General features: G+C 63.4%; 23 protein-coding genes and 2 pseudogenes. 18 read left to right on the plus strand and 7 right to left on the minus strand.

The window, feature by feature from the left end; genetic code table 11:
• Window positions 1-462, minus strand: a complete 462-nt coding sequence (locus DGO_RS17155) for an arsenate reductase ArsC (RefSeq protein WP_014686418.1) — start codon at window positions 460-462, stop codon at window positions 1-3.
• A gap of 9 nt (window positions 463-471) precedes the next feature.
• The gene (locus DGO_RS17160) at window positions 472-792 is read right to left on the minus strand and encodes an ArsR/SmtB family transcription factor (protein WP_043804518.1); all 321 of its coding nucleotides are present in this window, start codon (window positions 790-792) and stop codon (window positions 472-474) included.
• 601 nt (window positions 793-1,393) lie between these two features.
• Between DGO_RS17160 and DGO_RS17165 the strand changes: the two genes are divergently transcribed.
• From DGO_RS17165 to DGO_RS17175, 3 genes are all read left to right on the plus strand, one after another.
• On the plus strand, window positions 1,394-1,837 hold the full coding sequence (locus DGO_RS17165; RefSeq protein WP_014686422.1) for a hypothetical protein: 444 nt from the start codon (window positions 1,394-1,396) through the stop codon (window positions 1,835-1,837).
• 806 nt (window positions 1,838-2,643) lie between these two features.
• Window positions 2,644-3,027: a DUF4262 domain-containing protein gene (locus tag DGO_RS24910; protein WP_420810589.1), complete on the plus strand. Its 384-nt coding sequence runs from the start codon at window positions 2,644-2,646 to the stop codon at window positions 3,025-3,027.
• A 255-nt stretch (window positions 3,028-3,282) separates the two neighbouring features.
• Window positions 3,283-3,669: a transposase gene (locus tag DGO_RS17175; RefSeq protein WP_264371062.1), complete on the plus strand. Its 387-nt coding sequence runs from the start codon at window positions 3,283-3,285 to the stop codon at window positions 3,667-3,669.
• Window positions 3,670-3,695: 26 nt separating this feature from the next.
• Here DGO_RS17175 and pdxR read toward each other — a convergent pair whose 3' ends face one another.
• Window positions 3,696-5,147: a MocR-like pyridoxine biosynthesis transcription factor PdxR gene (pdxR, locus tag DGO_RS17180; protein ID WP_014686427.1), complete on the minus strand. Its 1,452-nt coding sequence runs from the start codon at window positions 5,145-5,147 to the stop codon at window positions 3,696-3,698.
• 71 nt (window positions 5,148-5,218) lie between these two features.
• Between pdxR and DGO_RS17185 the strand changes: the two genes are divergently transcribed.
• Window positions 5,219-5,665: a GNAT family N-acetyltransferase gene (locus DGO_RS17185; protein ID WP_014686428.1), complete on the plus strand. Its 447-nt coding sequence runs from the start codon at window positions 5,219-5,221 to the stop codon at window positions 5,663-5,665.
• Window positions 5,662-6,261, plus strand: coding sequence for a pyridoxamine 5'-phosphate oxidase family protein (locus DGO_RS17190; RefSeq protein ID WP_014686429.1), 600 nt, complete (start codon window positions 5,662-5,664; stop codon window positions 6,259-6,261). The genes DGO_RS17185 and DGO_RS17190 overlap by 4 nt, the downstream gene beginning before the upstream one ends.
• Before the next feature lie 166 nt (window positions 6,262-6,427).
• Here the strand turns inward: DGO_RS17190 and DGO_RS17195 are convergent, their stop codons facing one another.
• Window positions 6,428-6,739 (minus strand): hypothetical protein, encoded by a 312-nt coding sequence (locus DGO_RS17195; RefSeq protein WP_145975464.1) that lies wholly within the window; start codon window positions 6,737-6,739, stop codon window positions 6,428-6,430.
• A 68-nt stretch (window positions 6,740-6,807) separates the two neighbouring features.
• On the opposite strand from DGO_RS17195, the gene DGO_RS21885 reads away from it, so the two are divergent.
• From DGO_RS21885 to DGO_RS17245, 12 genes and pseudogenes are all read left to right on the plus strand, one after another.
• Window positions 6,808-8,148, plus strand: coding sequence for an NF041680 family putative transposase (locus DGO_RS21885; RefSeq protein ID WP_014686431.1), 1,341 nt, complete (start codon window positions 6,808-6,810; stop codon window positions 8,146-8,148).
• A 95-nt stretch (window positions 8,149-8,243) separates the two neighbouring features.
• Entirely contained in the window at window positions 8,244-8,798 is a 555-nt protein-coding gene (locus DGO_RS17200) for a single-stranded DNA-binding protein (protein WP_226991557.1), read from the plus strand.
• A gap of 100 nt (window positions 8,799-8,898) precedes the next feature.
• Window positions 8,899-9,798: a hypothetical protein gene (locus DGO_RS17205; RefSeq protein ID WP_014686433.1), complete on the plus strand. Its 900-nt coding sequence runs from the start codon at window positions 8,899-8,901 to the stop codon at window positions 9,796-9,798.
• On the plus strand, window positions 9,798-10,319 hold the full coding sequence (locus DGO_RS17210) for a hypothetical protein (protein WP_014686434.1): 522 nt from the start codon (window positions 9,798-9,800) through the stop codon (window positions 10,317-10,319). The genes DGO_RS17205 and DGO_RS17210 overlap by 1 nt, the downstream gene beginning before the upstream one ends.
• Entirely contained in the window at window positions 10,316-10,696 is a 381-nt protein-coding gene (locus tag DGO_RS17215; RefSeq protein ID WP_014686435.1) for a hypothetical protein, read from the plus strand. Before DGO_RS17210 ends, DGO_RS17215 begins: the two co-directional genes overlap by 4 nt.
• Window positions 10,693-11,187 (plus strand): DUF4388 domain-containing protein, encoded by a 495-nt coding sequence (locus DGO_RS17220; RefSeq protein WP_014686436.1) that lies wholly within the window; start codon window positions 10,693-10,695, stop codon window positions 11,185-11,187. Before DGO_RS17215 ends, DGO_RS17220 begins: the two co-directional genes overlap by 4 nt.
• A gap of 33 nt (window positions 11,188-11,220) precedes the next feature.
• On the plus strand, window positions 11,221-11,559 hold the full coding sequence (locus tag DGO_RS17225) for a hypothetical protein (protein ID WP_145975466.1): 339 nt from the start codon (window positions 11,221-11,223) through the stop codon (window positions 11,557-11,559).
• A 455-nt stretch (window positions 11,560-12,014) separates the two neighbouring features.
• A pseudogene (locus DGO_RS21890) lies at window positions 12,015-12,422 on the plus strand (transposase family protein); the annotation flags it as partial.
• A gap of 136 nt (window positions 12,423-12,558) precedes the next feature.
• Window positions 12,559-13,389 carry a gluconate 2-dehydrogenase subunit 3 family protein gene (locus tag DGO_RS17230; RefSeq protein ID WP_014686439.1) on the plus strand — a complete coding sequence of 277 codons (831 nt, stop codon included), beginning with the start codon at window positions 12,559-12,561 and terminating at the stop codon, window positions 13,387-13,389.
• Window position 13,390: 1 nt separating this feature from the next.
• Window positions 13,391-15,154, plus strand: a complete 1,764-nt coding sequence (locus DGO_RS17235) for a GMC family oxidoreductase (protein WP_014686440.1) — start codon at window positions 13,391-13,393, stop codon at window positions 15,152-15,154.
• A gap of 25 nt (window positions 15,155-15,179) precedes the next feature.
• Window positions 15,180-16,079: a c-type cytochrome gene (locus DGO_RS21325; RefSeq protein WP_014686441.1), complete on the plus strand. Its 900-nt coding sequence runs from the start codon at window positions 15,180-15,182 to the stop codon at window positions 16,077-16,079.
• A 359-nt stretch (window positions 16,080-16,438) separates the two neighbouring features.
• The gene (locus DGO_RS17245) at window positions 16,439-17,365 is read left to right on the plus strand and encodes a helix-hairpin-helix domain-containing protein (protein ID WP_226991558.1); all 927 of its coding nucleotides are present in this window, start codon (window positions 16,439-16,441) and stop codon (window positions 17,363-17,365) included.
• A gap of 69 nt (window positions 17,366-17,434) precedes the next feature.
• Here the strand turns inward: DGO_RS17245 and DGO_RS21330 are convergent, their stop codons facing one another.
• Window positions 17,435-20,020 (minus strand): ATP-binding protein, encoded by a 2,586-nt coding sequence (locus tag DGO_RS21330; protein ID WP_169331041.1) that lies wholly within the window; start codon window positions 20,018-20,020, stop codon window positions 17,435-17,437.
• Between the two features lie 118 nt (window positions 20,021-20,138).
• Window positions 20,139-21,066 (minus strand): annotated as a pseudogene (locus DGO_RS24430) (transposase); the annotation flags it as partial.
• Window positions 21,067-21,172: 106 nt separating this feature from the next.
• Here DGO_RS24430 and DGO_RS23430 point away from each other — a divergent pair.
• A complete protein-coding gene (locus tag DGO_RS23430) occupies window positions 21,173-21,622 on the plus strand; it encodes a hypothetical protein (protein WP_043804535.1) in 450 nt (149 codons plus the stop codon).
• A 379-nt stretch (window positions 21,623-22,001) separates the two neighbouring features.
• On the opposite strand, the gene DGO_RS17270 is transcribed toward DGO_RS23430, so the two are convergent.
• Window positions 22,002-24,221 (minus strand): LuxR C-terminal-related transcriptional regulator, encoded by a 2,220-nt coding sequence (locus tag DGO_RS17270; protein ID WP_043804539.1) that lies wholly within the window; start codon window positions 24,219-24,221, stop codon window positions 22,002-22,004.
• Window positions 24,222-24,564: the final 343 nt, after the last annotated feature.

Genomic DNA, 24,564 nt, shown 5'->3' on the forward strand with positions numbered 1-24,564 from the left:
TTACTTCGTCTCGACCGCTGGACTTTCCTCGTAGGTAGGCGGGACGTCACGGCCTTCTTTGAGGGCCTGAACGAAGGCATCGAATTGGATCTTGAGTTGATCGCGGACGGTCCGCCAGCGGTCGAGGCTGCCGCCACTCGGATCGACGAAGGGATAGTGCCGCCGGAGAGTGTGGCCGGGATAGATAGGGCAGGCTTCGGCGGCGCTGTCGCAGACCGTGACGACGTAGTCGAAGTTCTGCGCCTCGGGGACATCGTGGAGGGTTTTGCTGGTGTGGGTGGAGAGATCCAGGCCCAGTTCATTCATGACGGCGATGGCGTCGGGCTTGACCCGGGTGGCTTCTGTGCCGGCGGAGTGCACGTCCAGGGCGACGCCCAGGCGACGGGCGGCGTCACGCGTGAGGGCTTCGGCCATCTGGGAGCGGGCAGAGTTGTGGGTACAGAGAATCAGGACACGCGGCATGCGTGCAAGCTAACACACCGATTTAGATTGATGTGTCAGAGGTGGGAGCTCGGAGAAAAGATCAAGCAGCAATTGACCCCCGAGGCGGAAGAAGGGCTCCCGGCTCAGGGCGTAGTACATGTTCTTGCCGCGCTGCTCAGACGTTACCAGCCCTGCTTCTTTGAGGATGTTGAGGTGGTAGGAAACCTTCGACTGGGGGAGATTCAGGAGGGCCTCCAGGTCGCAGACACAGTGCTCGCCCTGGGCGAGGTGGCGGACGAGGTCATAGCGGGTGTCTTGCGCGAGCGCCTTGAGTTGGTCAAGGACGGAGGGCGCGGTCAGCGTAGTCACCCATCTAGTCTAATCGTTGTTTTTGCATCGGTGGGTTCATCAAGCCCCCTGAAACAAGGGGCGAACCTGTGCTGATTGGTCCGTGCAGAGTTGATGATTATGGCCGACGTTCCGAGCGCGCCACGTCTTCCAAAGTCAGTGGAGACGGCATGACCAGATAAAGTCCGGAAAAGAAGAAACATATAAACGTGTTCGCTCCTCTGTTGATCTCTGGAGTGTGCTCTCCGGATATGTATTGAAGAAATGATCTGAGTACATGGATATGCCCATGTTCCTGTAGTACATAGAAGTCAACAGTCTCCAGTTTCACGGGCCCATAGACTTGGTGCGCCTGCGCGCGGAGCACCCAGCGTCCTTTGTGCTGTGTGTGGCTTTCGAGCAACGGAAACTTACGGCAGACAAGTGGCAGGGCACACGGATCACACGGTCATGGTCAATGATCTGACACTGGAATAGAGCTGGGAACTGGCCTTCGGGCAGTATGGACATCTGAGCATGGGTGAGCTGGATGCCCTGCAGATGAATCGGGGTTATGCCAATACGACAGGGTTTTAAAGGTTGACCTCTTGCCTTTACAGAGGCCACCCCTTATAACTCAGCTATGTCTTACGAGAAGCTGAGTGCGCAGATGGAGAACCTCACCAATCCCCAACGCAGTGATGCGTTCTACAAACAGTTCCGCGATGCGGTTCGGCAGGGGGAGATCGAAGCGGCGGACCTGCCGGAACGCTTTGAACTGCCCAAGGAATATCGTCGTCGTGGGGCGGAAGGTTCATATACGCGCACGGTCAAGGACATGGTCGTGAATGTCACGCCCGCGTACAAGAAGTGGTTCGACGGCGTGAACGAGACGCTGGTGGCCACGACGCGCCGGGCAACAGCACCGAAGGCGAGCCTGGAGGCAGTGGAATCGGGCGCGGTCGACTTCGCGGCGATGGTGGAGGAGACGCGCCGGAAGATGGAGGCGAGCTACAGCAAGGGGCAGGCGCTGGGCAACGCCAGGAAGGCGGCCAAGCCCAAGGCCCGCCGCACGACCAAGAAGTAAGACGCTCCCATGACGAGGCGGCCTCACCGGGCCGCCTTTTCTTTTGCTCGACTGCCTGGCTTATTGATAACGACGTAAATACGAGCTGGTATGCTGGAGGTGTAGCCGAATGGCATCCATCCAAATACTCTCGGACGCAGTTGGAGGAACATCGACTGGCGGCGACCCCCTGACTTCAAGGGGGCCAGCATTCACAGCAGGCGATTGCCGATCACTTCGGCGTGTCCGTACACCCCATCAGTAACTGGAAGAAACGCCTGAAGCGCACCGGCAGTCTCCAGACAACGGTGACGACAGGATGCCCCGCCTGACTCACCGCCGCCCAGCTCGAACAGGTCCGCACCCTCCTGAGGGAGGGTGCGCTGCACTATGGCTTCCCTGCCCCGACCTGGAGCACCAGACGAGTCGAAGACCTGATCGGGCGGTACTTCGACGTGTGGTACCACCCCGATCACGTCCGGAGCATTCTTCGTCAGCTGGGGTTCACGCCCCAGCTGACGGATGGACAGGCCGCAGAATGCCATGAACTCCGGATCGCGTCCTGGACAGAACAGGTGGATCCGGAGTTGGGGAAAAAAGGTCGCGCAGGGCGCCATCCTGCTGTACCTGGATGAGGTCGGCTTCTCGCCGAAAGGTGTGCGCAGACGCACGTGGTCGACTAGGGTCTGTGCGACTGAATCGGATGACAGTTCGACACACGGTCGTGTGACACTGAACGGGTGACTTTTGCTCCTCCCACCCCCGACAACGACTTCGACCGACGTGTTCTTGATGATGTCCAACAGTACGGTTGGCACGTCATCAACGTGCCCGAGGACGACGAAGGACCAGGGTTCGCCTTCACCGTCGGCCTGACGGCCAACTACCAGCATCCAGAAATCATTGTCCTTGGCCTTCCTCTGGAGCTCATGCACGCGCTCCTCAATGTCATCGGTCGTGCCGTGAAGGGCGGGCACCGCTTTGAGGCAAATCGTCACTATGCTGGCCTTCTTACGGATGCCGAGTGTGCGTTCATTGACGTCGCTGCCACGCACTGTCGTGATTTTCTAGGCACCGCCATGTGGTTCTACCAGTCGCACCCCTTCCAAGCGTTGCAATGCGTCTGGCCTGACAAGCAAGGCACCTACCCATGGGATGAGTCATGTTCTACCGACTGGCAAGTCTTGCAGCCCTTACTTGACACGCCTTGAGGACGATGCTTGAAGCCAGAGCATCAGACAAGCCACCAGGACGACGGCAAGGGTGATCAATATAGGGATGTCCACGCTTCGGGTTGCTGGGGAGATGAGGATGGAGGGCATCCCACTGCGCACCTGTAAGGTCAATCCTGCACAACGAACTTCAAGGCTATGGCCACCACATGAGTTCAGCCGCACAGACCCTAGGGGAGTCACGCCCCTGGTCACACTCCCGGCCAACGGGAAAAACTCTCGGCAATTGGGGCGATCACTTCGGATGGTCGATTCTTCCAGTACACGAAGCCTGAGGCGATCTGGAGTGGGGACGTCACCCGGCTCTTGCAGCATCTGTTGCGCCATGTGCAAGGGGAGATCATGGTGGTGCTGGACAATGCGGGCATACACCGAGCGAAGGCAACTCAGGCGTTCGTGGAGATCCACGAACGCCTGTCACTGGTGTTGTTGTCACCGTACGCTCCGGAGTCGAATCTGATCGAGCTGGTGTGGACGTACGTGAAGCGGAATGTGCTGGAGAACTTCTGTGCCCGCTCAGTGGGCGTGCTGAAAGCGAAGCTGACGACGGCCTGGCAACGGGTTCGGTACATCAATCCGCCTCAATATTTGATGGACTTGAACTTATGCCGTTATCAATAAGGATCTCTTTGATCTATAGCTTGGCTCTACAGAGTGTTTTCTGAAGTCGTGTCTCTCAGGGCTTGCGTGATGACCTGGCGGAGGTGGTGGGTTCCTACCCGCACCTCCGCCAGGGTGAGCCCCCCGTGCCCCAACACCAGCGCTTGCGCTGGGGCACCTGTGAAGGTGAACGTGGTCAGCGTCTCGGCATACACCTGCCGCTCGGCCAGCCTCGCCGAGATGTCCTCGGCGTCCAGCGGCGGGTTCAGATGCAAGCAGACGTGCAACCCCGCCTCAATGCCTCCCAGGACAGCGTGGGGCGCCAGGGGCGCAAGCTCTTCCGTCAAGGCCTGACGGACCTGGGCGTGCCAGCGCCGGGCACGGCGCAGGTGGCGGTCGAGATCACCACTGCGCAGCAGGTGCAACAGGGCCACCTGACCGGCGAGGGCAGGGCCCCCGTCGGTCAGAAAGCGTTCGCGCACCAGAGCGGCCACGAGGTCGGGCGCGGCCACCACGAAGCCCAAGCGCAGCGCCGGGCTCAGGATCTTGGAAAAGGTTCCCAGATAGAGCACCCGGCCACTCCCGTCCAGACTGGCGAGTGGGGGGAGGGGCGGGGCGTCGTAGCGGAACTCTCCATCGTAGTCGTCCTCAAGGATGATGGCCCGCTGAACCTGTGCCCACTCCAACAGGGCGAGGCGGCGGGCCAGGCTCATACGCCCGCCCAGAGGGAACTGGTGGCTGGGCGTGACGTACACCGCCTGGGCGGGGGGCAGGTCCGCGACAACCAGCCCGTTGGCGTCCACCGGCACGGGCACCAGGGTATGTCCAGCGGCCTGGAGGACCGCGTGGCCCGAGCGGTACCCGGGATTTTCGTAGAGCACCGTCGCCCTGGGGGGGAGGACGCCCCGCGCGATCAGTCCCAGGCTGTTCAGGCTCCCCGAGGTCAGGACCACCTGCTCGGGCGTGGATGCCAGCCCACGCAGGCGCCCGGTGAAGGCCGCCAGGGCGACGCGTAGATCATGGAGACCCGCCAGGTCACCGTACTCGCCGGGGAGGGGCAGGTCCGTCGCCCGGGCCCAGGCACGTTTCCAGGCCTGCTCGTCCAGCATGGCGCAGGAGGTCACGCCGCTGCGGAAGTGCAGCCCCTCACGCGCGTCGAGTCGGGCTGAATGCGGCATGGTCCGCGTCTGGAACCAGGGCGGCGCAGTTCCAGGGCCGATTTCCTGGGGCGCGGGGTGGGGGTGCAGCCCCGCCGCGACCCGTGTGCCGGACCCGACCACCGCCTCCAGGGTGCCGTCCGAAGTCAGCAGGCCATAGGCCTCCTCGACGACCCCACGGGAGATCCCCAGTGTCTGGGCCAGGCTGCGGCTCCCGGGCAGGCGCGTGCCGGCGGGCAGACGGCCATGCAGCGCCGCGTCCCGGATCTCCCCGGCCAGCTGGACATGGAGGGGTTGAGGAGCGCCGCGGAGCAGACGTGGATTGAAAGGGAGGGAGGTCATGGCAAGTGGCCCCCTTAGTGTGCCTGAAAGTGGCTCTGGGTGGGGGGCCACCGGCCGCCTAGGCTGGGGTCATGCCGCATGTCCGTCCGCTTGACCTCGATGAAGCTCACCTCGCCTTCCCTGCTCTCCGGGAACTCCGGCCCGCGTCTGGCGCGGTCGTCAGTCCGGAGGCGTTCCAGCAGGCCATGTCGCAGGCCTATGCCCAGGGATATCGCCTGGCCGGTTCATTCGATACGTCTGGAGAGGTTGCCGCGGCGGTGGCGGGCTACCGGCTCCAGACCAATCTGGCGTACGGCCTGTTCCTCTACCTCGACGACTTGTCCACCCTCCCCGGTGCTCGGGGCCGGGGCCATGCGGCGGCGCTGCTGGCCTGGCTGGAGGATGAGGCACGGCGGCAGGGCTGCCGGGAACTCCATCTCGACTCAGGGGTGGGGCCTCACCGCTTCACCGCGCACCGCCAGTACCTGAAGGCTGGACTGAACATCGTCTCCCACCACTTCGCGAAGGGGCTGTCATGAGTGGGACCTACGACCCGAGGCGGCAGGACCCCTCACGTTCACGCCGGCCGCACCTGCGCCGGGACGACGACTGGATCAGAGGACTCCTATCGCGTGAGCGGATCGCCCGCATCGCCACACTCTGGCAGGGTGAGGACGGCGCCGCCTTTCCATTCATTACACCGCTGGCTTACGTCTACCGCCCCGAGGAACACGACCTGATCTATCACACCAATATCGTGGGGCGCCTGCACGCCAATACGGCCCAGGGCCATCCGGCGACGGCCGAAGTGTCCGAAATCGGCCGCTTCCTGCCCAGCAATTCACCACTGGAACTGTCGGTGCAGTACCGCAGCGTGGTGGTGTTCGGTACGGCCGAGATCCTTCAGGACCCGGACGAGCAGCGGCAGGCCCTGACACGCTTGTCCGAGCATGTGTTCCCGGGTCTGACGGTGGGGGAGACGACCCGGCCCATCCTCGAGGCGGATCTGCTGCGCACCCGGGTGTATCGCCTGGCCATCACACACTGGAGTGGTAAGGAGAACTGGAGTGAGCGTGCCATGCAAGAGAAAGCGTGGCCGCCCCTCGCGCCTGAGTGGTTTGGAGAAGAACCCTGAGGGTGCCTCCTGCAAGACGTCATCCTACCTATCTTCTGTGCGTCATTCGCGGATCTGCTCCACAGACCCTACAAAGTACGCATCAGCTCTCGTAGGGCGTCAGGCGCTGCGGAGCATAGTTCCTAGAGTTTCCCGGGTCCACAACCGGCCCTGACTTACGTCGTTCTCAATAGACCACTCGGCCGGGCAGGACCAGGGTGAGGACACAGGTCGTGGTGATGAGGCCCAGCTGCCAGAGCGGAAGGCGAAGGGGGACGCCTTCCAGCCGCTCGCCGGGTCGGGAGAGGAAGAGATTCCACACGGCGACCAGGGCGCGCAGGGAGATCAGGACCAGGATCGTCAGCAGGGGAATCTTCAGGGCCAGCCAGCCCGTGTGGACCACGACGATGGTCAGACTCAAGAGCACGATGCCCATCCAGACCTCGACCTGGGGCTGCCGGGAATCGTGGGGACGTGGGGCGGGGAGAGGGCGCGGCATACCTCGGACTCTAAGCTCGTGATTTAACTGTTTGAAGCCGCTGTAGGCGGCGTTCTGTACCATCGAGCATGAACGCCTCAGCTCCGCTTGACCACCTGCAGGCCTTTCGGAATGGCGTTTACCACTGCTTCGACCATCGTTCAGATGCGTTGTTCAACCTCTTTGACGCCATCACCGTTGCGGGACTGGTGCCCAGCTTCGCGCACCTCAGTCTTCAAGGACCCTTCGAGCGTGGTCATGGCAGCCTGTACGCAGCATTGACTCAGGGCACGCTCGGTGCCGAGCGTGTTCGAGCACTGGTCGGCACCACCCTGAATGACGACTATCCACTCGTCTTTGCCATCGATACCTCGACCTGGGTCCGAAACGATGCCGAGACCAGTCCACAGCGGGGCTACTTCTACCATCCGAGTCGTCACAGTGCCGGGAAACCTGTCGTCGCGGGCTGGTCTTACTCCTGGGTTGCCCAACTCGGACCCGTCAGCAGCAGCTGGACTGCACCTCTCGATGTGCGTCGAGTCGCTCCCGGCCGGACAGTACACGAGATAGCCGACGAACAGGTTCAACACGTTATGAATTTGCTTCCCGCAGGAGGCGCATCGCCGCTCTTCGTCTTCGATGGCGGGTACGATCCTGTCCGCCTGGCGAAGCTCAAGGACGCTGACTCTGTCAGCGTCCTAGTCCGTGTCCGGCGCAATCGACGGTTCTTCTTCGATGCTACGACGCGTCCGGGTTCCCAGGGAGGTCGCCCACGCATTCATGGAGCTAAGTTTCTATGCGCGGACCAGACCACTTGGCCGGCACCCCATCTGGAGCATCTGGAAACCACGGAGCAGTACGGGACGGTCCATGTGCGTGCCTGGACGGGGCTGCACGTCAAGACCACTCAGGACACGCGGCCAGGATCGCGTCACTTCAAACCGACGTACAGCGGGACCGTGTTGTTGTTGGAGGTGGCGAAGTTGCCCCGGGAAACGCGTCAACCGCAGGCCTTCTGGCTCTGGTGGCGGGGACCAGGCGTGCCGGATCTGGCGATGCTGTGGCGTGCTTACACGCGTCGGTTCGATCTGGAACATACGTTTCGCTTCTGCAAACAGACGCTGAACTGGGAAACACCACGTCTGCGTCATCCGGAGCAGGCGGACCGCTGGACGCTGTTGGTGCTGCTGGCCTTCACCCAGTTGCGCCTGGCTCAGCCGGTGGTGACCGATGCCCGTCTTCCATGGCAGCGACCACAGGAACGTGGTCGCTTGACGCCGAGTCGAGTCCGGCAAGGTTTTATCCAGCTGTTGGTACCCCTGGGAAGTCCAGCTTGCGCGCCAAAACCGTCAGGCCGTTCACCAGGACGACCCAAAGGGAAGTGTTCAGGCCGAGCGCCTCGCTTCCCGGCTCTGAAAAAGACCGCCTGACGGCCTTCGACCCCACAACAGGCGACCGCGACAAGCGCGGTCGGCTTAAATCACGAGCTAAGCGTACGGATGCTGAGCTGGGCAAGGGGGCAGGGGTGGTGCAGGAGTGGCCCGCTCACGCGGGCCAGGGCCGCTCTATGTCATCAGAACCCCGGACCAGCATTGTCCTGCTCAACGCGCTGAACATCGAACACACGGTGTACCTGTCCAACCCGGGTGAAGTCTTGAGCACCATCCGGGAGTGGGTCGGCAAGGGCTACCGCCCCAAGATCGATGTTCCGGCGGGAGGGATTCAACTCCCCTACGCGCAGCATGACCTGTTCGACTTCACGCTCCTCGGTGCCCGGCCTGCCGTCAGTCATGAGGGAGAAATGGGCGTGTGGCATGACGGTCACTTCTATAAGAAGCGCGTGCTGGAGGCGGTGGATTCGCGCAAGCTGAAGTTGCCGCCCGCGATCAAATACAGCCGGGGAGCCAAAACGACCGATCCCGCGCATCTGCGCGAGAAGTCCGACGGCGAGTTCGAGTACGTCACGCTGGTGATCTTCCGCGGACGCGGCCGGATCCAGGACGACCTCAATATCCTGGGAGGCGGGAAGCACATCCTGGCTGGATTAGAGACCACGCGCGCTGCCGAAGCCGCAGCTTGAGCGTGCGCTTGGGGTGGCGGCGCAAGCCCCCCAGGCCCGATCCCCCAAAGAGACAAGCTCACGCGGGAGTGCTGGCCCCTGAAGGGGCCTGTTTTCGCGTATGACCTCCCTCTCTTCGCGCCGCAAGACCCACCGTCTGCCCACCTCCCTGAGCCTGTTCCCCGACTTCGAGACGCTGCGCCTGAGCGTCCTGCTGCCCGCGCCTGGGGGGGAGCCCCCACCCCCACCCGGTCCGCTGTACTGGCCCTGTCGTCCCTGGGGACGGCATCATGGCCCCAGCCTCTTCCCGGAGTTCGACCTGCGGACCCTCAGCACGGGCGAGACCAAGGTGCCCCTGAGCGTGTCGCCTGTGGCGGTTCCGGCCCCCTCGACGGCCCTCGTGGTCCCGCTGCACCCCCTGGTACCCGTCCAGCCTGACCCGGCCCCGCCGCGGACCTTCAGCACGGGCGAGACGAAGGGGCAGGCGGTCGCCCCAGAGCCGGTCTTGAGCGAGGCCGCCCAGCGCCTCCTGGACCACCTGCGCGACGAGGGGTCCCTGAGCGTCGTGACGGCACGTCACCTCCTCGGCCGAGACCCCATGGCGGCCCTGAGCGAGCTGCAGGCCGCCTGGCGCATCTCGGAGATCCCGGGGGGCGCGAGCAGCCGGCAGGGTCGAGCTGCCTCGTATCGCTTCGTGCCTCAGTGTGCCGCGCACGAGACGTTGCCGCTGGCCTATACCCACCATGTGCTGGCGGGGAAGCACGGGACGCTGTCGGCCTTCATGACCTGGCTGGATGTGTCGGAGGCGGAGGTGCTCACGGTCATGCGGGGGCTGATCGCCGCGGGCCTGGCGCAGGGCGGTCCGGTGGGGGCGACGTTCGCGTTCCGGGTGAGCACGGGTGAGCATGGAGTCACCCCAAGTACACCTACGGTCAAGGTCATGAGTACGCGTGCCGAGTCTAGGACTGGCCCCGATCGGGGCACCCCATTCATGCCCACGACGGTGGGTGGAGGCAACTGATGCCGCTGGAAGAATTCATGGGTCTGCCGAGCGCGGGGGCCGCGCCGGTGATGGTCAAGAACCTGGATGCCCAGGGACAGGTCACGGGTCTGGCGATCCGGGTGGAGGGGGTCTTCGCGAGTCGGGTGCTGAATGCGCTCGTCGAGCTGACGCAGAGCGAGGGGAGCGTGGAGGTCGACCACCCGTACTTCCAGGGCTGGCTGGTCGAGGAGGGCCTGTGGGTGATCACGCGCCCGGGGAATGCGGGGTGGGTGAAGCTCCGCGAGGATGGCCGTGTGTTGGAGGTGGAGGACGGCTTCGGAGTCCAGCTGTTCCGCGTGCCGCTGCACGAGTCGGCCCAGGTCCTGAACCCGTACGGCCTGAGTACGGAGATCGAGCAGGTGGCGCGGTCCCTCCGACAGGAGGTCACGGGGGAGCGGGTGTGCCGCAAGTGCGGGTGCACGCCCTCGTGGGGCTGCGAGGACGGGTGCGCCTGGGCGGAAGCGGACCTGTGCACGGGCTGCGAGACGGTGCGGCTGTGAGCGTGCGTCGGAAGCTGGTGCAGCAGGCTCAGACGGGCGTGATGAAGCTAGGGGTGGAGGGCGCGCAGGCCTTGATGGAAGCCCCTCTGCTCGCCGCGCAGGTGCTCGAGGAGAAGACGGACGGACCGATCGCAGCGTTCATGGCGATGGGGCACCAGGAGGTCGCCGAGTTGCAGGCCTTCATGGCGGAGCAGCAGGGCAGTGCCCTCTGGCCGGCCCTACACCGGGCGCAGGCTGCGCGATACCGGCGGCTGGCCGCCCGGCATGAATTGTCGATTCCCCTGCACCCGCACCTGCGCCCGATGTTCGTTGCCCTGGCCGACACATACTGTGTGCTGGCCAATCAGCATGCGCAGCTCGCGGAGGTGCTGATATGACGACGGCCGTCGCCACGCTGAGTGGAATTCTCCAGGCGGACACGCTCCCCAGCATCATGCAACTGCTCCACCACCATCAGCATCAAGGCTGGATCGTCCTAGAAGGGAGCCGATGCGGCGAACTGCATTATCAGGAGGGTGAGCTCGTGCACGCCTCCTGCGGGGAGGTGACGGGGGAACAGGCGCTCTGGATGCTGCTGGGCATCGAGGGCACGTTCCACGTCTTCCGGGGAGTCCCAGCCCAGGCGCTGCCCCGGTCGTTGGCGGGCTCACACCAGGGGTTGCTGATGCAGGCCACGCGCCTGGTGGATGAAGCGCGTCAGGTGGCCGAGGAGTTCCTGCTCGACGACGAGGAGCTGGACGCGAACGCCTCTGCCCCAGGGTGGTCCATCGCGGGGCTGGATGACCTTCCCGCCCTGGAGGCCGTCCCTCACCTGACCGGGGATGCCCGTCATCTGGTGCTCGATGCGGCAGCCGCGCGCATTCTCTAGGCCATCGACGGGCGCCAGACGGTGCAGGAGCTCGTGACTGGGCTGCGGTGTTCCTCAGCGGACGTGCAGGCGGTGCTGGCCCAGGTGCAGCGGCAGGGGGGTCTGCGCTTGGGCAACGTCCAGATGCCTCCTGCGTTCTGGGCGGAGGTGCAGGCCCAGGTGATGGTGGTGCTGGGGCCCGCGTCCCTGTGGGTGATGCAGGACGCCGCGCGCGAGCTGCAGTTGCCCTCCGAACAGGTGCCTCGCGCGCTTGCTCCGGCCTTCCTGAAGGCCGTGCTGACTCTGACGACGCCCACCCGCCGCCCCGCCGTACGCATGGCCCTCCTGGCGCTGTGGTCGCGCTATCCCGAGGCGTTGAAGGAACTGCGATGACCCACCCGCCTGAAGTGATCGTGCTGATCCTCCTGGACCCGTCATGACGACGAGCTCACTCCCTGCCGCTTGGATGACCACGCTCCACGATCTCCGCCCCGCTGGCCTGCCGATGGGAGAGGTCCACCCAATCGACGTGGATCCCGTGTTGGCTGAGCTGCACCCGCTCATCACCGTGCGACTGGGCTGGGAGATCTTACTCGCCCATAAGCGCTCCCGGACACCGCACGCCATTTGTGCTGGACCCAGGAAAGGGTGCGGCAGATGTCTACTGACCATCGCCTATGTTTGGTGCGCCTCTCATGGTCGACGCGCCTGGCGTGTGGTAACCCTGGGTCTGCGAACGCTGGTCCGAACCTTGGGCTGCTCGGAGCAGCAGACCGCCTACAGCGGTCTGTCCCTTATTGAACTGTTAATCCTCTCCCAGACGGCGTTATAGAAAATGTCGGGTACTGAGGATCGTGCAGTATCTGATTCGTCCAGCCAACCTGCACGACACCCCCAACAGCGATGAGCTCAACCGGCGGTGGCCCGACTTCGGCGGGCCACGCATCGTTGGTGATAAGGGGTATTGCTGTCTGGGCGACGTGTTCCCGCCGAAGAACAATATCCGGTACGACATGAGGTGGCGGCCAGACCGCCACCCTCGACTGCGAAAACGCATTGAAACGGTGTTTGCTGGATTGATGGAGGCTCAGATTCGCTCTGTGCAGACCAAGACATTGCGTTCGCTCCGTCTGCACGTCGTCCTGGCTGTCTTCTTCTACAGCCCTAAACGGCGTTCTTCAGATACACGTTCAATACGTATCTTTAGCAAGTCTTCAATTTTCTTGACCCGGCCGTCTCCCGAGGCGCAGGCTTAAACCTCCACGCCAGGATAGGCTACTCCGTTACATTTCCGTCCTGTACGTACCGCCTGACGTGGGCTCGACCGACCGGTCCACGCCGGACCCGGCGACATCCAGAAGTAGACGACGGGCGACTTTCAAGGAGTCTGAGATGGACAGACGCGACTTTTTCCGCATTGCGGGTGGGCTGGGCACCACGGTCCTCTTCTTCAAGGCCGCCTCGCCAGGCAGCGCACAGGTCGTCCAGAGCGGCTCGGTACAGCAGGTCACGCCTTACGCGCCCAATGACCTGCGCGGCCTGGGCTCGGGCCCACAGGCCTACACGTTTTTTACCGGTGTAGAGGCCAGATTTATCGAGGCGGCGGTCGAGCGCCTGCTGCCCCGCGACGCTAGCGGACCCGGCGCTCTGGAAGCGGGTGTAAGCTACTACATAGACCAGCAGCTCTACGGCACATTCGGTGAGGCGGGGCGTTGGTACATGCAGGGTCCCTGGGCGGTCGGCACACCCATGCAAGGCTACCAGTTGCCCTTCACTCCAGCCGAGGTCTACCGTGCGGGCATTTCGGCCGCCGAGATCCACACCCAAGCCCGGTACAAGAAAGCCTTCGCCGATCTGAGCGGCACCCAGCAGGATACGGTGCTCAGGGACCTAGAAGCCGGGAGGATCAGCGATCCCAACGTTCCCGCAGAAGTCACGCAGCAATTTTTCGCTTTCCTGTTGCAGAACACCGTTGAGGGCTTTCTGGCTGACCCCGCCTACGGTGGCAACCGCAACAAGACCGGTTGGCAGCAACTCGGCTTTCCGGGCGTGTACTTGGAGATGTACGGCGACCTCATCAGCAAGACGAGCAAGACGCTGCCCAAGGTGATGTTCCTGTCGTTGGCCGATACCCAGCAGACCGGCGAGCCCCAGGCCGACCAGACCCGCAATCAGGCGGCGGCCACTCCGCAGTCCGCCGCTGCCCAGACCGGGGGCCGCTGAGATGGCCACCAAATTGCCCGCTGTAGACGCAGTGGTCGTGGGCGTGGGATGGGTCGGGTCGATCATCGCACACGAACTGACCAAAGCGGGCGTACAGGTGGTCGGGCTGGAACGCGGAGCTTATCGGGATACGGATCCTGACTTTCAGGTTCCGGGAATGCACGACGAGCTCAAATATGGCATCCAGTACAACCTGATGCAGAACTTCGCGAAGGAGACCATCACCTTCCGCAACAACGCTGGCGAGCGCGCGCTGCCGTACCGGCACATGGGCGCTTTTCTGCCCGGCGACGGCCTAGGCGGCGCAGGCGTGCATTGGAACGGCATGACCTACCGCTGGCTGCCCTACGATTTCCAGCTCCGCTCTCAGACGGTGGCGCGCTACGGCGCAAGCGCTTTGCCTGAGAACAGCACCGTGCAGGACTGGGGGGTCACTTCCGCCGAAATGGAGCCCTACTATGACCGCTTCGAACGCCTGTGCGGAGTGTCCGGATACGCGGGGCATGTGGGCGGCCAGAAACGCCCCGGCGGAAACCCTTTTGAGGGCGACCGGCAGCGCGACTACCCCCTGCCTCCACTGAAGGTGCCGGCGACCAGCGCCCTGTTCCAACAGGCCGCCGAAAAGCTGGGGTACCACCCTTTCATCATTCCGGCAGCCAACAACAGCGAGGTCTACACCAACTCCGAGGGCATCACAGCGGGAGCATGCAACTACTGCGGGTACTGCGAGCGCTTCGGCTGCCACATGTCCGCCAAGGGTTCTCCCCAGACGTCCGTGCTGCCCAAGCTACTGCCCAACAAGAACTTCACCCTGCGTACCCACGCCAATGTTACGCGCATCAACCTGGACTCCAGCAAAAAGAGGGCCGTCAGCGTGACTTATGTGGACGCCCTGGGCCGTGAGTTCGAACAGCCAGCAGAGCTGATCGTCCTGTCATCCTTCGTGTTCAACAACGTCCGATTGTTGCTGAATTCGGGCATCGGGCGGCCCTATGACCCTCGCACGGGCCGGGGGGTAGTAGGCAAGAACTACACCTACCAGTCCAGCGGCGCAAGCACTTCACTCGTCTACGAGGACAGGCAGTTCCAGCGGTATCTGGGCGCGGGGGCAGCTGGAATCGTCATGGACGATTTCAACGGTGACAACTTCGATCATAAGGGCCTGGATTTTATTCACGGGGGCACCATCGCCCTTGCACAGACCGGAGCGCGGCCAATCCAGTCGCACCCAGTGCCACCCGGCACGCCCGCGTGGGGCCCCGAGTTCAAGAAGGCGATGGTACGGTACTACAGCCGAATCCTCACGGTAGGGATGCAGGCGGCGGTCATGCCCTACCGACAGAACTACCTAGACCTTGATCCCACTTACCGGGACGCCTACGGTCAGCCGATGCTGCGCATGACCTTCGATTGGGGATCCAACGAGCTGAATATGGCCAAGTACATGGCGGGGGTGATGGACAAGATCTCGCGTGAGATGGGGGCCAGCCGATACAAGGTTAACAGCCTCAGCGGACATTTCAGCGTCGTACCCTACCAGAGCACCCACAATATCGGTGGGGCCATCATGGGCAAAAATCCGGAAAGCAGCGTTGTGAATACCTACCTGCAAAGCTGGGACGTGCCGAACCTGTTTGTGGTGGGGGCCAGTGCTTTCCCGCACAACAGTGGGTACAACCCCACGGGGACAGTGGGGGCCTTCGCCTATCGCGTAGCCGACGCCCTGCGGACCCGGTACCTCAAGAATCCGGGGGCTCTGGAATGACCTTTGACCGGCATGGAGGCGCGGCATGAAACCCATTTTGCAGGGCATAGCGTTCATCCTGGTGGTGGCCACCGTGGCGTTTCTGATCGTGGACCGGACTGGGCTACGCAGCCTGTTGCCGCAGCCTCAGGCCTCCATGGAGCAGGTGGCCAGTCAGACGACAATAGCGTCACAGGCGACTACGCCCGCGACCACCGTCCAGACCCCCCAGGCGGAACCGGGAGACAACGGACAGAGAAATTCCGGGCAGATGACCTCAGGGGCAACGTCATCTGGCACTCAGGCCCAGACGGGCGAAGCCTCCGGTCCTCCCGCAGCAACGGGTATCGGCACCATCAGCATCCAGATTGATGACCGTACCCTCACCGGCCGTGCCCAGGTGGGCAATGCGGTCTACCTGCGCAACTGCGTGTCGTGCCACAGTCGCGATGGGCAGGCCTATATCCCGCAGTATCCCCGTCTCTCGGCACAAATCGCTTCCTACACGGCTGCCCAACTGGCGCTCTTCCGTTCAGGTGAGCGGCGCAACATGGCCATGAACCAGACGGCCGCGCGCCTGAGTGATCAGGAGATCGCAGACATCGCGGTCTACCTGGCCGCTACCCCTGCCGCCGACCCATGGACCAGCCGCAACACGGCGCTGCGTCAGCAGGGTCAGACGCTCTATACGCAGGGCCATGCCCGAACTGGATTGACCGCATGCGCCGGTTGCCATGGCGCGCAGGGCGCAGGCAACGCGGCGGCAGGATTCCCGCGCGTCGCTGGTCAGTCACCGGCCTACTTCACAACCCGGATCTCGGAGCTCGCCGCTCTGGCGAACCGTACCGATCTACCGGCCACGACCCTGACTATGGCGAAAATCGCCCATGCCATGACCCCTCAGGAAACACGTCAGCTGGACGAATACATCAAGACGCTTCCGTAAAGGTCGGGCTGGGACTCAATACCCGCACTTGGTTCGCCCCCTGCGCCCGCCCCCAACCTTCCCCTTCTTCTCGCCCACCTCGGCCGTCAGCACAGCGCCACGCCACTATACTGGCAGTAACTCAACTTCACGATGAGCGCCTCCGGTTGAACATACTCTGCATACTCTCCCACAAGCGGCCTATCGCCTCCCACAGCGTCGTCCACTGATCATTCCCCAACACTGGCACCCGCACCTCCAGTTCCCCCTTCTCATCCGGTCGGCCGCTGTTAACCGAGCCATCCGGCTAACCAACCGTGACGCCAACAGCGAGGCTGCGGACACACTCAAGATCAGCACGATCCCCAACAGCATCTGTTGTGGGCCTGCACAAGTCTGGAGGGATCATCCCCGAGGTCCTGAACGTGGTGCTGGAGGCCCGCCCTGAGGACAGCGTGCCCTACACCTTCCCGACCCACTGCCCGGTGTGCGGGCACGAGGCCGTGCGGCATGAGGGGGCAGTGGGAACGTTCTGCACGAACCCGGTGTGTCCGGCGAAGGTGACGTTGCGGGTACGGTACTTCGCCTCACGTGACGTCATGGACATCAAGGGGCTGGGGGAGCGCCTGGTCGAGCAGCTGGTGGCCAGTGGGCTGGTCAAAGACCCGGCGGATCTCTACGCCCTCACGGCGGAGCAGGTCGAGCACTTGGAGATGGGGGAGACCACGACGGGGAACGTGCGTCGAGTGGGGAGGAAGAACGCAGAGAAGCTCATTGCCGAGATCCAGGCGAGCAAGGGCCAGGAGCTGTGGCGCTTCATCCGGGCGCTGGGCCTGCCGTTCGTGGGGGAAGGAACGAGTACCCGGATGGCGCGGGTGTACCCGTCGCTCGCGGCGGTGCAGGAGGCCTCGGCCGATGATCTGGCGAAGATTCCGGATGTGGGGCGACAGACGGCGGAGAGCATCGTGGCGGGGCTGGCGGAGCCGGACATGCAGGCCTTCATCGCGCGGCTGTTCGCAGCGGGGATTGCGCCGCGGCCGAGCGAGGATGTGCAGGCGAGGGAGCAGCTGGCGGGACTGACGTTCGTGGTGACCGGCACGCTCTCGCAGTCGCGGGAGCTGGTCAAGGCCCACCTACAGCGGTACGGAGGTCGGGTGGCCGGGAGCGTCACGAAGAAGACCAGCTTCCTGGTGGCTGGGGAGGATGCGGGCGGGAAGCTGGAGAAGGCGAACGAACTCAAGGTGCCAGTGCTCGACGAAGCTCATTTGAATACGCTTCTCCACGACCGCGGCGCACCATTGCCCTAAAAAAGACCTAAATGGTGAACCATTTTTCCATCCGAGCGAGTCTACTCCATGTTTCCTCCCATGTCATCCTTATTTGGGAAGGGTGAACGTAAAAGTCGCTCCCTGACCTACACTGCTTTTCGCCCAGATTCGGCCTCCATGTCGCATGATGATTCGCCGAACTGTCGCCAGCCCAATTCCCGTTCCCTCAAACTCCTCCTGACGGTGAAGGCGCTGAAATGCCCCAAACAGCTGATTCGCGTATTCAGGATTGAATCCCACTCCATTGTCTCTTACGGATACCACTACTTCTGTTGGACGCTCATCCACTTCTATCCAGATCTCAGCTGTTCGTGATCCATCCTGATACTTCAGCGCATTGCTGAGCAGATTCGTCAGGGCCTGTTGCAATGTCGTAGGATCTGCCTGGACAATAGGTAATTCTGCACTGTGCCAGAGCACAGCCCGGTCAGGAAATTCCTGCTGGGCATCCTGCTGCGCTTGAACAACGATCTTCCTCAAGGAGATAGGCTGCACCTCAAACCTGGCGCGACCAATCCGAGACAGCATCAACATGGCATCAATCATGGCGTTCATGCGACCAGACGCTTCTCGCATCACTTGTAGGAAATGAGGTAATTTATCCAGTTGTCCACGTTCCAACGCCTGACGTGCCAACTCCCCAAAACCCTGGATATGTCGTACAGGCGTGCGCAGATCATGTGACGCGCTATAAGAGAAGGCCTCGAGTTCCTGATTCGAGATCTGCAGTTCTGCATTGGTCTGCTCCAGTCGTTCCGCTTGTCGTGCCAACTGTGCAAGGCTGCTCAGGCGTTCGAGCGCCACTCCAAGGCCGTCCCCGACAGAGGTGATGATGGCCTTATCCTCTGCGGTCCAGTGGTCCTGTGTAGTGGTGGTGGTGAAAATGGCATAGGGTTGCCCGTCCTGCCGATACACGCGGATGCTCAGGATCTCAGGATCAGGCGACCAATCCTGATGGAGGTGCGGATCAGCGAAGAGTGTGCCGGTTCGTGTGAGGGCCGCCTGCAACAGAGGCGTATGAAGTGTGATCCCTATCTGCCAGGCTTCGATCGATGCAGGAGGCATATTCTCGGAGAAAAAGAGCGGACGGGCGGTATCCTCCCGGACGAGATAGAAGCCCATCTGGGCGTCCCGCACAGCGTCCCGAAGGGTTGCACTGGCCGTCCGCGCGAGCACCTCCAGATCGGTCGTACTCGCCACCGTCGTCGTGAAACGTACGAAGGCTTCTAAAGCGCGTGCACGCCGTTCGGCCTCTTCATTTTTGAGTGCGAGTTGCTGAGCTGTGGAGACCCGGTCGTACAGTAACGAGAAGCTGCGCCCGATCGCCGTGATCACGGCTTTGGAGCCGTCATCCCACTGCACACCGGGAGCAAGGATGATGCCCAGGGTGTGCGATACGACATCCTGCTGGATGAGCGGATAGGCGGCAATGGCCTGAAAAGCCTCGGTATGGGGTATACCTTGAGCGGCAATCCCCGACCCGTCGAGGAAAATCGTCTCACGTGTTCGCTCGACCGCTGCCACTGCGGGGGCGTCGAGGGGAAGACCATGGCGCAGCAGTTCTTCCCGCAGGTTTTCCTCCAGGCCATCCGTATAGTGTTGTAAGCCCCAGCGATCAGGCTGCCGTTCATAGAGCACAGCAACGCTTCCGGGAAGCACGGTGGCGATGGTATCCATCGCCAATTGGGCCAGTTCTCCCAGATCATTGGTCTGACTGGCGGCCTCCGTGAAGGCGACGAAGGTCAGGAGGTCGGTCGTGCGATCTGCCACCAGACCCCGAAGACGGTGTCCCTCATCCCGGAGGACTTGCTGTTGTGCCTTATAAGCGCGGAGATCCTGCACGTAGCCCAGGATTTTCTGGTCATCGTACCGCAGCAAGGTGATGCCGAGGGGAATACGCTCCCCGGACGCGGTCAACATCTCTTTTTCGTATGGCGGTGCTGACCCGTCGCGAACAGCGAGCGCAAAGGCCATCTGATCTTGCATTTGATGTTCGGGGGGCGTGAGACCCTGCCAATCCATCTCGCCGGTCTCGAACTGCGCCCGGCTGTAGCCCAACAGTTGTAGATACGCATCGTTGACCTGGATCAGACGACCATCCAGCGTGCCTATAGCGACACCGATAGGGCTGACATCCACAAGGCACTGAAAGCGGGTCGTGCTGATCTGTAAAGCGGCAACGAGGTGGGTACGGCCCAGAGCCAGACTGCACTGGCGACTCAGGCTGGAGAGAAAATGCCGCTCTTCGAGCGTGAAAAGATGCGGCTCATAGAAATCCAGGATCAGGACACCGAGGTTTTGCCCATCAAGGAAGAGGGGGAGGATGGCAGTAGCCTTTGCTGGAGTATGCAGGCGGAGCTCTGGGTAAGCCGCCGTGAGTTCGCCAGCATCTTCGAAGTACAGGGCTTGTTGGTGAATGAGCGCGTCGCCTGTGGGCGTGTGGATGGTGAAAGGAGTGTCCTGCCAAGGGTTCTGATCGCTCCTGCCTTGACGAGCAGCAACGATGAGGGTCTGGGGAATCTCGTTGAGCAAGAGGACCGTTCCAGAGACAGCTTTGAGCACGTCAATGGCTGGAGTGAGGGTGAAATCCAGTACTTGCGCTTGGGTGTGGGCAGTAGCGAGCGTTTCACTCAAATACTGAAGGGATTGGAGCCCGTGGGGTAGAGGTGAGGAGGGCCTGGACACAGGAGGACTATAGGGTGGCCTTTTCTCGTTGAAAGGTTGTTCATGTTGCGAAGAGCGTGACGGAGCGCTAAGCTCGGAAGCTACACCCCCCATAGGACAATGAATAACCGTGCTGGCTGAGAAATTTCGCGTTTTTCGTGAGGAAGTGCAGTAGGCGGTTGAGATACAGCTCCGGCTGAAGAGCGAGCAGCGCACGTCGTGCGCTGCTCGCCAGCGTTTAGCCCGGCTATGCGTCGAGTAGGGTTAGCATACAGGCCACGAAGATCAACAGCAGCCACCGGTCCAATCCCCTTACGGTCCGCAGAGCAAAGCGGTTCAGCCCAAATTAATATTTGCTTTCCTTGAAGAAGGACAAGGTAGGCCCGCGCTTCGCTCCCTCTGAGATCACCTCGTCACCATCCATTAACTCGGAGGACACGGCGTAGAACACGCGTGAGCCACGCTGGACGTGGCCGAGCGTCAAGGTGTCGTGCGGCCAATTCTGGAACTCGACGTACCCCCCACGCGGGCAATCAGCGACGGTGACGACACCAGGATGCTTGGTGCGCCTGGTCGACCGGACGCCAACCACAACCTCAAAGCCCAGCATCCGAATCTCGTCCAGAAAGGCGGCTGCTTCGAATCCACTGTCGGCCAGGACGCGCACCCAGAACCGGGTGCGAATAGTGTTCGGCACGCTGCGCAGCAGATCACTGGCCAGCGTGACGGGTGTGGGGGTCCCTTTGCCGCGGTACACCCGGTACCCCACTGGGAACTTCAGCGTTCCGTGGGCCTGCGAAGAGGATCACGAGATGGATGCCGTGGACCTCGTTGTAGACACGAACGAACGGCAGCTGGCGTCCCGTTTTCGGGACGCTGGTGAGATTGACACTCAGCCGCAGGCCCGGATGACATTTTCGCCTGGCCGCTCAGAGCAGGAAGTCCCACTGGGCGTCTCTGAGGAGGGTCCAGCACGCGGTGGTACCCCAGTCGTATTCATTGAAGAAGTGACTGACTCAGAAGCTGCACCTCGTATATGACAATGAATAGCAGTGCTGGCCGAGAAATTCCGCGTTTTCTGTGAAGAGGCGCAGTAGGGGGCCAGCGAATCTGGCCCGCCAGGTGGAGACCGCCCTGCGCACCGCCGCCGGCAGCGTGTACAGCGCAGCTACCAAGGGCGTGTTCAAGGCCACCAAGCTCAACCTGCTGCGGCCACAGCGGCCGCGCGAGGGAACCGAGCAGCAACCCATGTTCCTTCGGGCGCTCCGGGGTGATCTCGCCCCGACGGGCGCGGCGGCTGAACTCGGCAACGAGGTCGTCAAGCGAGACTACCCCGAGATTGCGCAACCAGGCCAGGTCACGCGCCAGGGCGCGCACCTCCGCAGTGCGTTGCGTCGCCGTGCGCGTGATCGGCAGTCGCGCCAGTGCGCCGAAGCTGGGGGTGGCGTTGTGCCGCCGCGCCGCGAGGGCAACGTCCAGACCGTAAAGATCGGCCTGTGCCTGTCGGGCCAGCAGGCGCCACAGGTCGGACGCGATGTCCAGCTGACGCGTCAACGCCGCCAGCTACGCTGAGGTGGGGTACAGCTCCGTTTCAATTTCAATGACTGCCGTGGCCCTCCAGGTGAGTCAGCACCGCACGGCCTGCTCTGGACGTGCCTGCTACAAGCCCTATCCCTGAAGCCGTGGCGCACTCCTACCTTTTTGAAGGGCGCTGTGTCCCCTTTCCCTCCCTGTGTCCACCGTGCCTTGGCGCCATCCAGATACCTGGAGATCGCGCGGGCGAGAGATCCTGATGAATGTCGACCCATCAGACCGAACCTCAAGCGCTTGAAGTCAAGAGGCGGTGTCCTGAGATCTCCGACTGGGGTGGCCTGAACCACAGGCCCCCTGCTATCGGACTCGTGCCCGGTCGGATGCAGTGGCCAGAACCCCCAATCAGTCCTTGACCACATCACCTGCGCTCCAGGACGTACCGGGTGACGGCGGCGCGACCGCGCACCCCGAGCTTGCTGTAGATGGCGCTCACATGGTCATTGACCGTGTAGACGCCGGTGCCCAGACGGCTCGCGATCTGCTTGTTGCTCAGCCCATCGGCCAGTAGCGCCAGCACCTCCCGTTCCCGGGGCGTGAGCGGCGTGCTGGGTTCCTGAGGCGGAGGCGCGGGTGGCAGCTGTTCGGGCGCCGGGGTCGCTGTCTGGCCCTGAAGCACCTGGCGGGCCAGGTCGTACGCGTCGGCCTCGGGCAGGCGACGGCCCTCCTCCAGATGGCGCTGCAGATCATCGGCACCTAGTTGATGGGTGAGTTCGTCCAGACCTGGCGCAAAGAGCTGCTCTTCCCACGGCGCGACGAGGTTGCGCTTGAGCCGCAAGGTCTGCATGGCACCCCACAGCACGGCGCCCCGCCCCGCATCATGCCGGTACGCCGCGAGGTACGCCAGACCCTGCCACGCCGCGGCGCGCATGGCCTGGATGCCGACCTCTTCCGCGTAGTCCAGGGCATCACCCAGGAGGGCCGCAGCGGGTTCCGTCACGCCCTGGCGCAGCGCCAGGCCCGCAGAGGCGATGCCCGTCCATCCGAGCAGGCTGCTCTCCCTGAGCGTGTTGGCGTGCAGGCGCGCTTCGTTGAGGTTCTGGGCCGCGTCGTCCAGGCGGCCGTCAAGCACGTTGATCCATCCGAGCATGATCAGGTCGAGGGTCACGAGCCACCGGTCGGCGTGCACGCCCGCCAGCGTTCGGCTGGCCGTCACCGACTCCCGGGCCAGGGCCAGATCCGTGGTGAACACACTCTGCGAGTACACGTTTCGGGCATGTGCCTCCCCGCTCGGGTCGCCAGCAGCGCCAAAGTCGGCCACCGCGGCAAGGGCCGTCTGCCTGGCCTCCTCGTACTGCCCTCGCCGGTACGCCATCCCGGCAACCGCACACCGCACCCAGCCCCGCGCCGTCAGGCTCAGTTCAGTGCCCTCCAGTGCGGTGAGCAGCAGCGGCAGCGCGTCGTACTCGGCCCGCTGCGACCACATCCAGCCCAGATGCCGTGAGAAGTTGCCGAGCAGCTCAGGCCTGGTGGCCAGGGCCTCCCGCATGGCGGCCAGGATGTTCGCGCGCGAGACGCTGAGCCGCTGGTACCAGTGGGCCTGATTGTCCCCCTGCAGGGCGGGGCCGATCAGATCCAGGCGGGTAAGGGAGTACGTCATGTGCCGCCGGCGCATGGACGCGAGTTCATCGGAGGTCGCCAGCCTCTCGCGGGCGTACTCGCCGAGGGTCTCCAGCATGCCGTAGCGGGCCTCGTCCCCCTCGTGGCGCTGCACGAGGCTCTTTTCGCTCAGGGAGGCGAGGCCCTCGAGGATGTCGGTGTCGCCGTCCACGTTGCACACCGCCTCGGCTGCCTCAAGCGACCAGCCGCCCACGAACACGCTCAGGCGCGCGAACAGGCGCTGCTCGGTCGGCGCCAGCAGATCAAAGCTCCAATCGATGGCGGCCCGCAGCGTCTGCTGCCGGCTCGGCAGATCACGCGCACCACCCTGCAACAGGGCCAGGCGGTTGTCGAGCCGCGCGAGCAAGGTGGCGGGCGGCAGCAGACGAATGCGCGCTGCCGCGAGCTCAATGGCCAGGGGGAGCCCGTCGAGCCGCCGGACGATCTCGGAAAGCACCGCGAGCCGCTCCGGCGTGGGCGAGAAGTTCGGCTGCACCGCCCGCACGCGCTCCAGGAACAGGCGCAACGCCTCGCCGTCGCCACCGGGGCCGGGCAGCGAGAGGGGCGGCACCGCGTACTCGTGCTCGCCGTACAGGCCCAGCCGCTCCCGGCTGGTCACCAGGACGCTCAGGTCAGGCGCCGCGCGCAGCAGGGCGGCCACGGCGGGCGCTGCCGACAACACCTGCTCAAAGTTGTCCAGGACGATCAAGCGCTGCGATTCGGCCAGAAAGTCGCACAACACCTCCAGCGTCGGTCGCTGCGATTCGTGCAGGTGCAGCGCCGCGCCCAGGGAACCCAACACCCCCGCCTGCTCTGTGACGTCAGCGAGCGGGACAAAGACCACACCGTCCGGGTACGAGCCGGCCAGTTGCCGGGCGACCTCCATCGCCAGCCGGGTCTTGCCAACGCCGCCCGGCCCGGTCAGCGTCAGCAGCGAGACGTCCGGATTCTCGAGCACGCCCCTGATCTGCGAGATCTCCACACCTCGACCGACCAGTGGGGTGGCCTGTATGGGCAGCGCATGGTGGGGTGGCAAAGAACCGGCTGGCGATGACATGGGCACCTGTACTTTCAGAGGAAACCAGACGTTCAGAGGGCTGCAAGCCGGCGAGACCGCCGCCGGCGCGGGATGTGGGTAGGGCCCAGCATAGCGCCGCCAGCCTCCCCCCAGAAATGAGGGGGCCACAGATCCCCAATCGACGCGGCCACCCCCAGACCCTCGGGATGCGCCAGGGGCCAGGCCTGTTCTAAGGTTCGGACAGTTCAAAACGCAATGCACAGGGTTCCACCGTCAGACCGCTGGCGTTCCCCACTTCTGCCCGGTC

It is taken from the genome of Deinococcus gobiensis I-0, from assembly GCF_000252445.1.
Classification (GTDB): domain Bacteria; phylum Deinococcota; class Deinococci; order Deinococcales; family Deinococcaceae; genus Deinococcus; species Deinococcus gobiensis.

Excerpts from the sequence above, each read along its gene's own strand:
- DGO_RS17235 (WP_014686440.1), top strand. The coding sequence starts at position 13,391 with ATGGCCACCAAATTGCCCGCTGTAGACGCAGTGGTCGTGGGCGTGGGA.
- pdxR (WP_014686427.1), bottom strand. The coding sequence starts at position 5,147 with ATGACCTCCCTCCCTTTCAATCCACGTCTGCTCCGCGGCGCTCCTCAA.
- DGO_RS17155 (WP_014686418.1), bottom strand. The coding sequence starts at position 462 with ATGCCGCGTGTCCTGATTCTCTGTACCCACAACTCTGCCCGCTCCCAG.
- DGO_RS17185 (WP_014686428.1), top strand. The coding sequence starts at position 5,219 with ATGCCGCATGTCCGTCCGCTTGACCTCGATGAAGCTCACCTCGCCTTC.
- DGO_RS17205 (WP_014686433.1), top strand. The coding sequence starts at position 8,899 with ATGACCTCCCTCTCTTCGCGCCGCAAGACCCACCGTCTGCCCACCTCC.
- DGO_RS17220 (WP_014686436.1), top strand. The coding sequence starts at position 10,693 with ATGACGACGGCCGTCGCCACGCTGAGTGGAATTCTCCAGGCGGACACG.
- DGO_RS21325 (WP_014686441.1), top strand. The coding sequence starts at position 15,180 with ATGAAACCCATTTTGCAGGGCATAGCGTTCATCCTGGTGGTGGCCACC.
- DGO_RS17230 (WP_014686439.1), top strand. The coding sequence starts at position 12,559 with ATGGACAGACGCGACTTTTTCCGCATTGCGGGTGGGCTGGGCACCACG.
- DGO_RS17210 (WP_014686434.1), top strand. The coding sequence starts at position 9,798 with ATGCCGCTGGAAGAATTCATGGGTCTGCCGAGCGCGGGGGCCGCGCCG.
- DGO_RS17195 (WP_145975464.1), bottom strand. The coding sequence starts at position 6,739 with ATGCCGCGCCCTCTCCCCGCCCCACGTCCCCACGATTCCCGGCAGCCC.
- DGO_RS17190 (WP_014686429.1), top strand. The coding sequence starts at position 5,662 with ATGAGTGGGACCTACGACCCGAGGCGGCAGGACCCCTCACGTTCACGC.
- DGO_RS21885 (WP_014686431.1), top strand. The coding sequence starts at position 6,808 with ATGAACGCCTCAGCTCCGCTTGACCACCTGCAGGCCTTTCGGAATGGC.
- DGO_RS17165 (WP_014686422.1), top strand. The coding sequence starts at position 1,394 with ATGTCTTACGAGAAGCTGAGTGCGCAGATGGAGAACCTCACCAATCCC.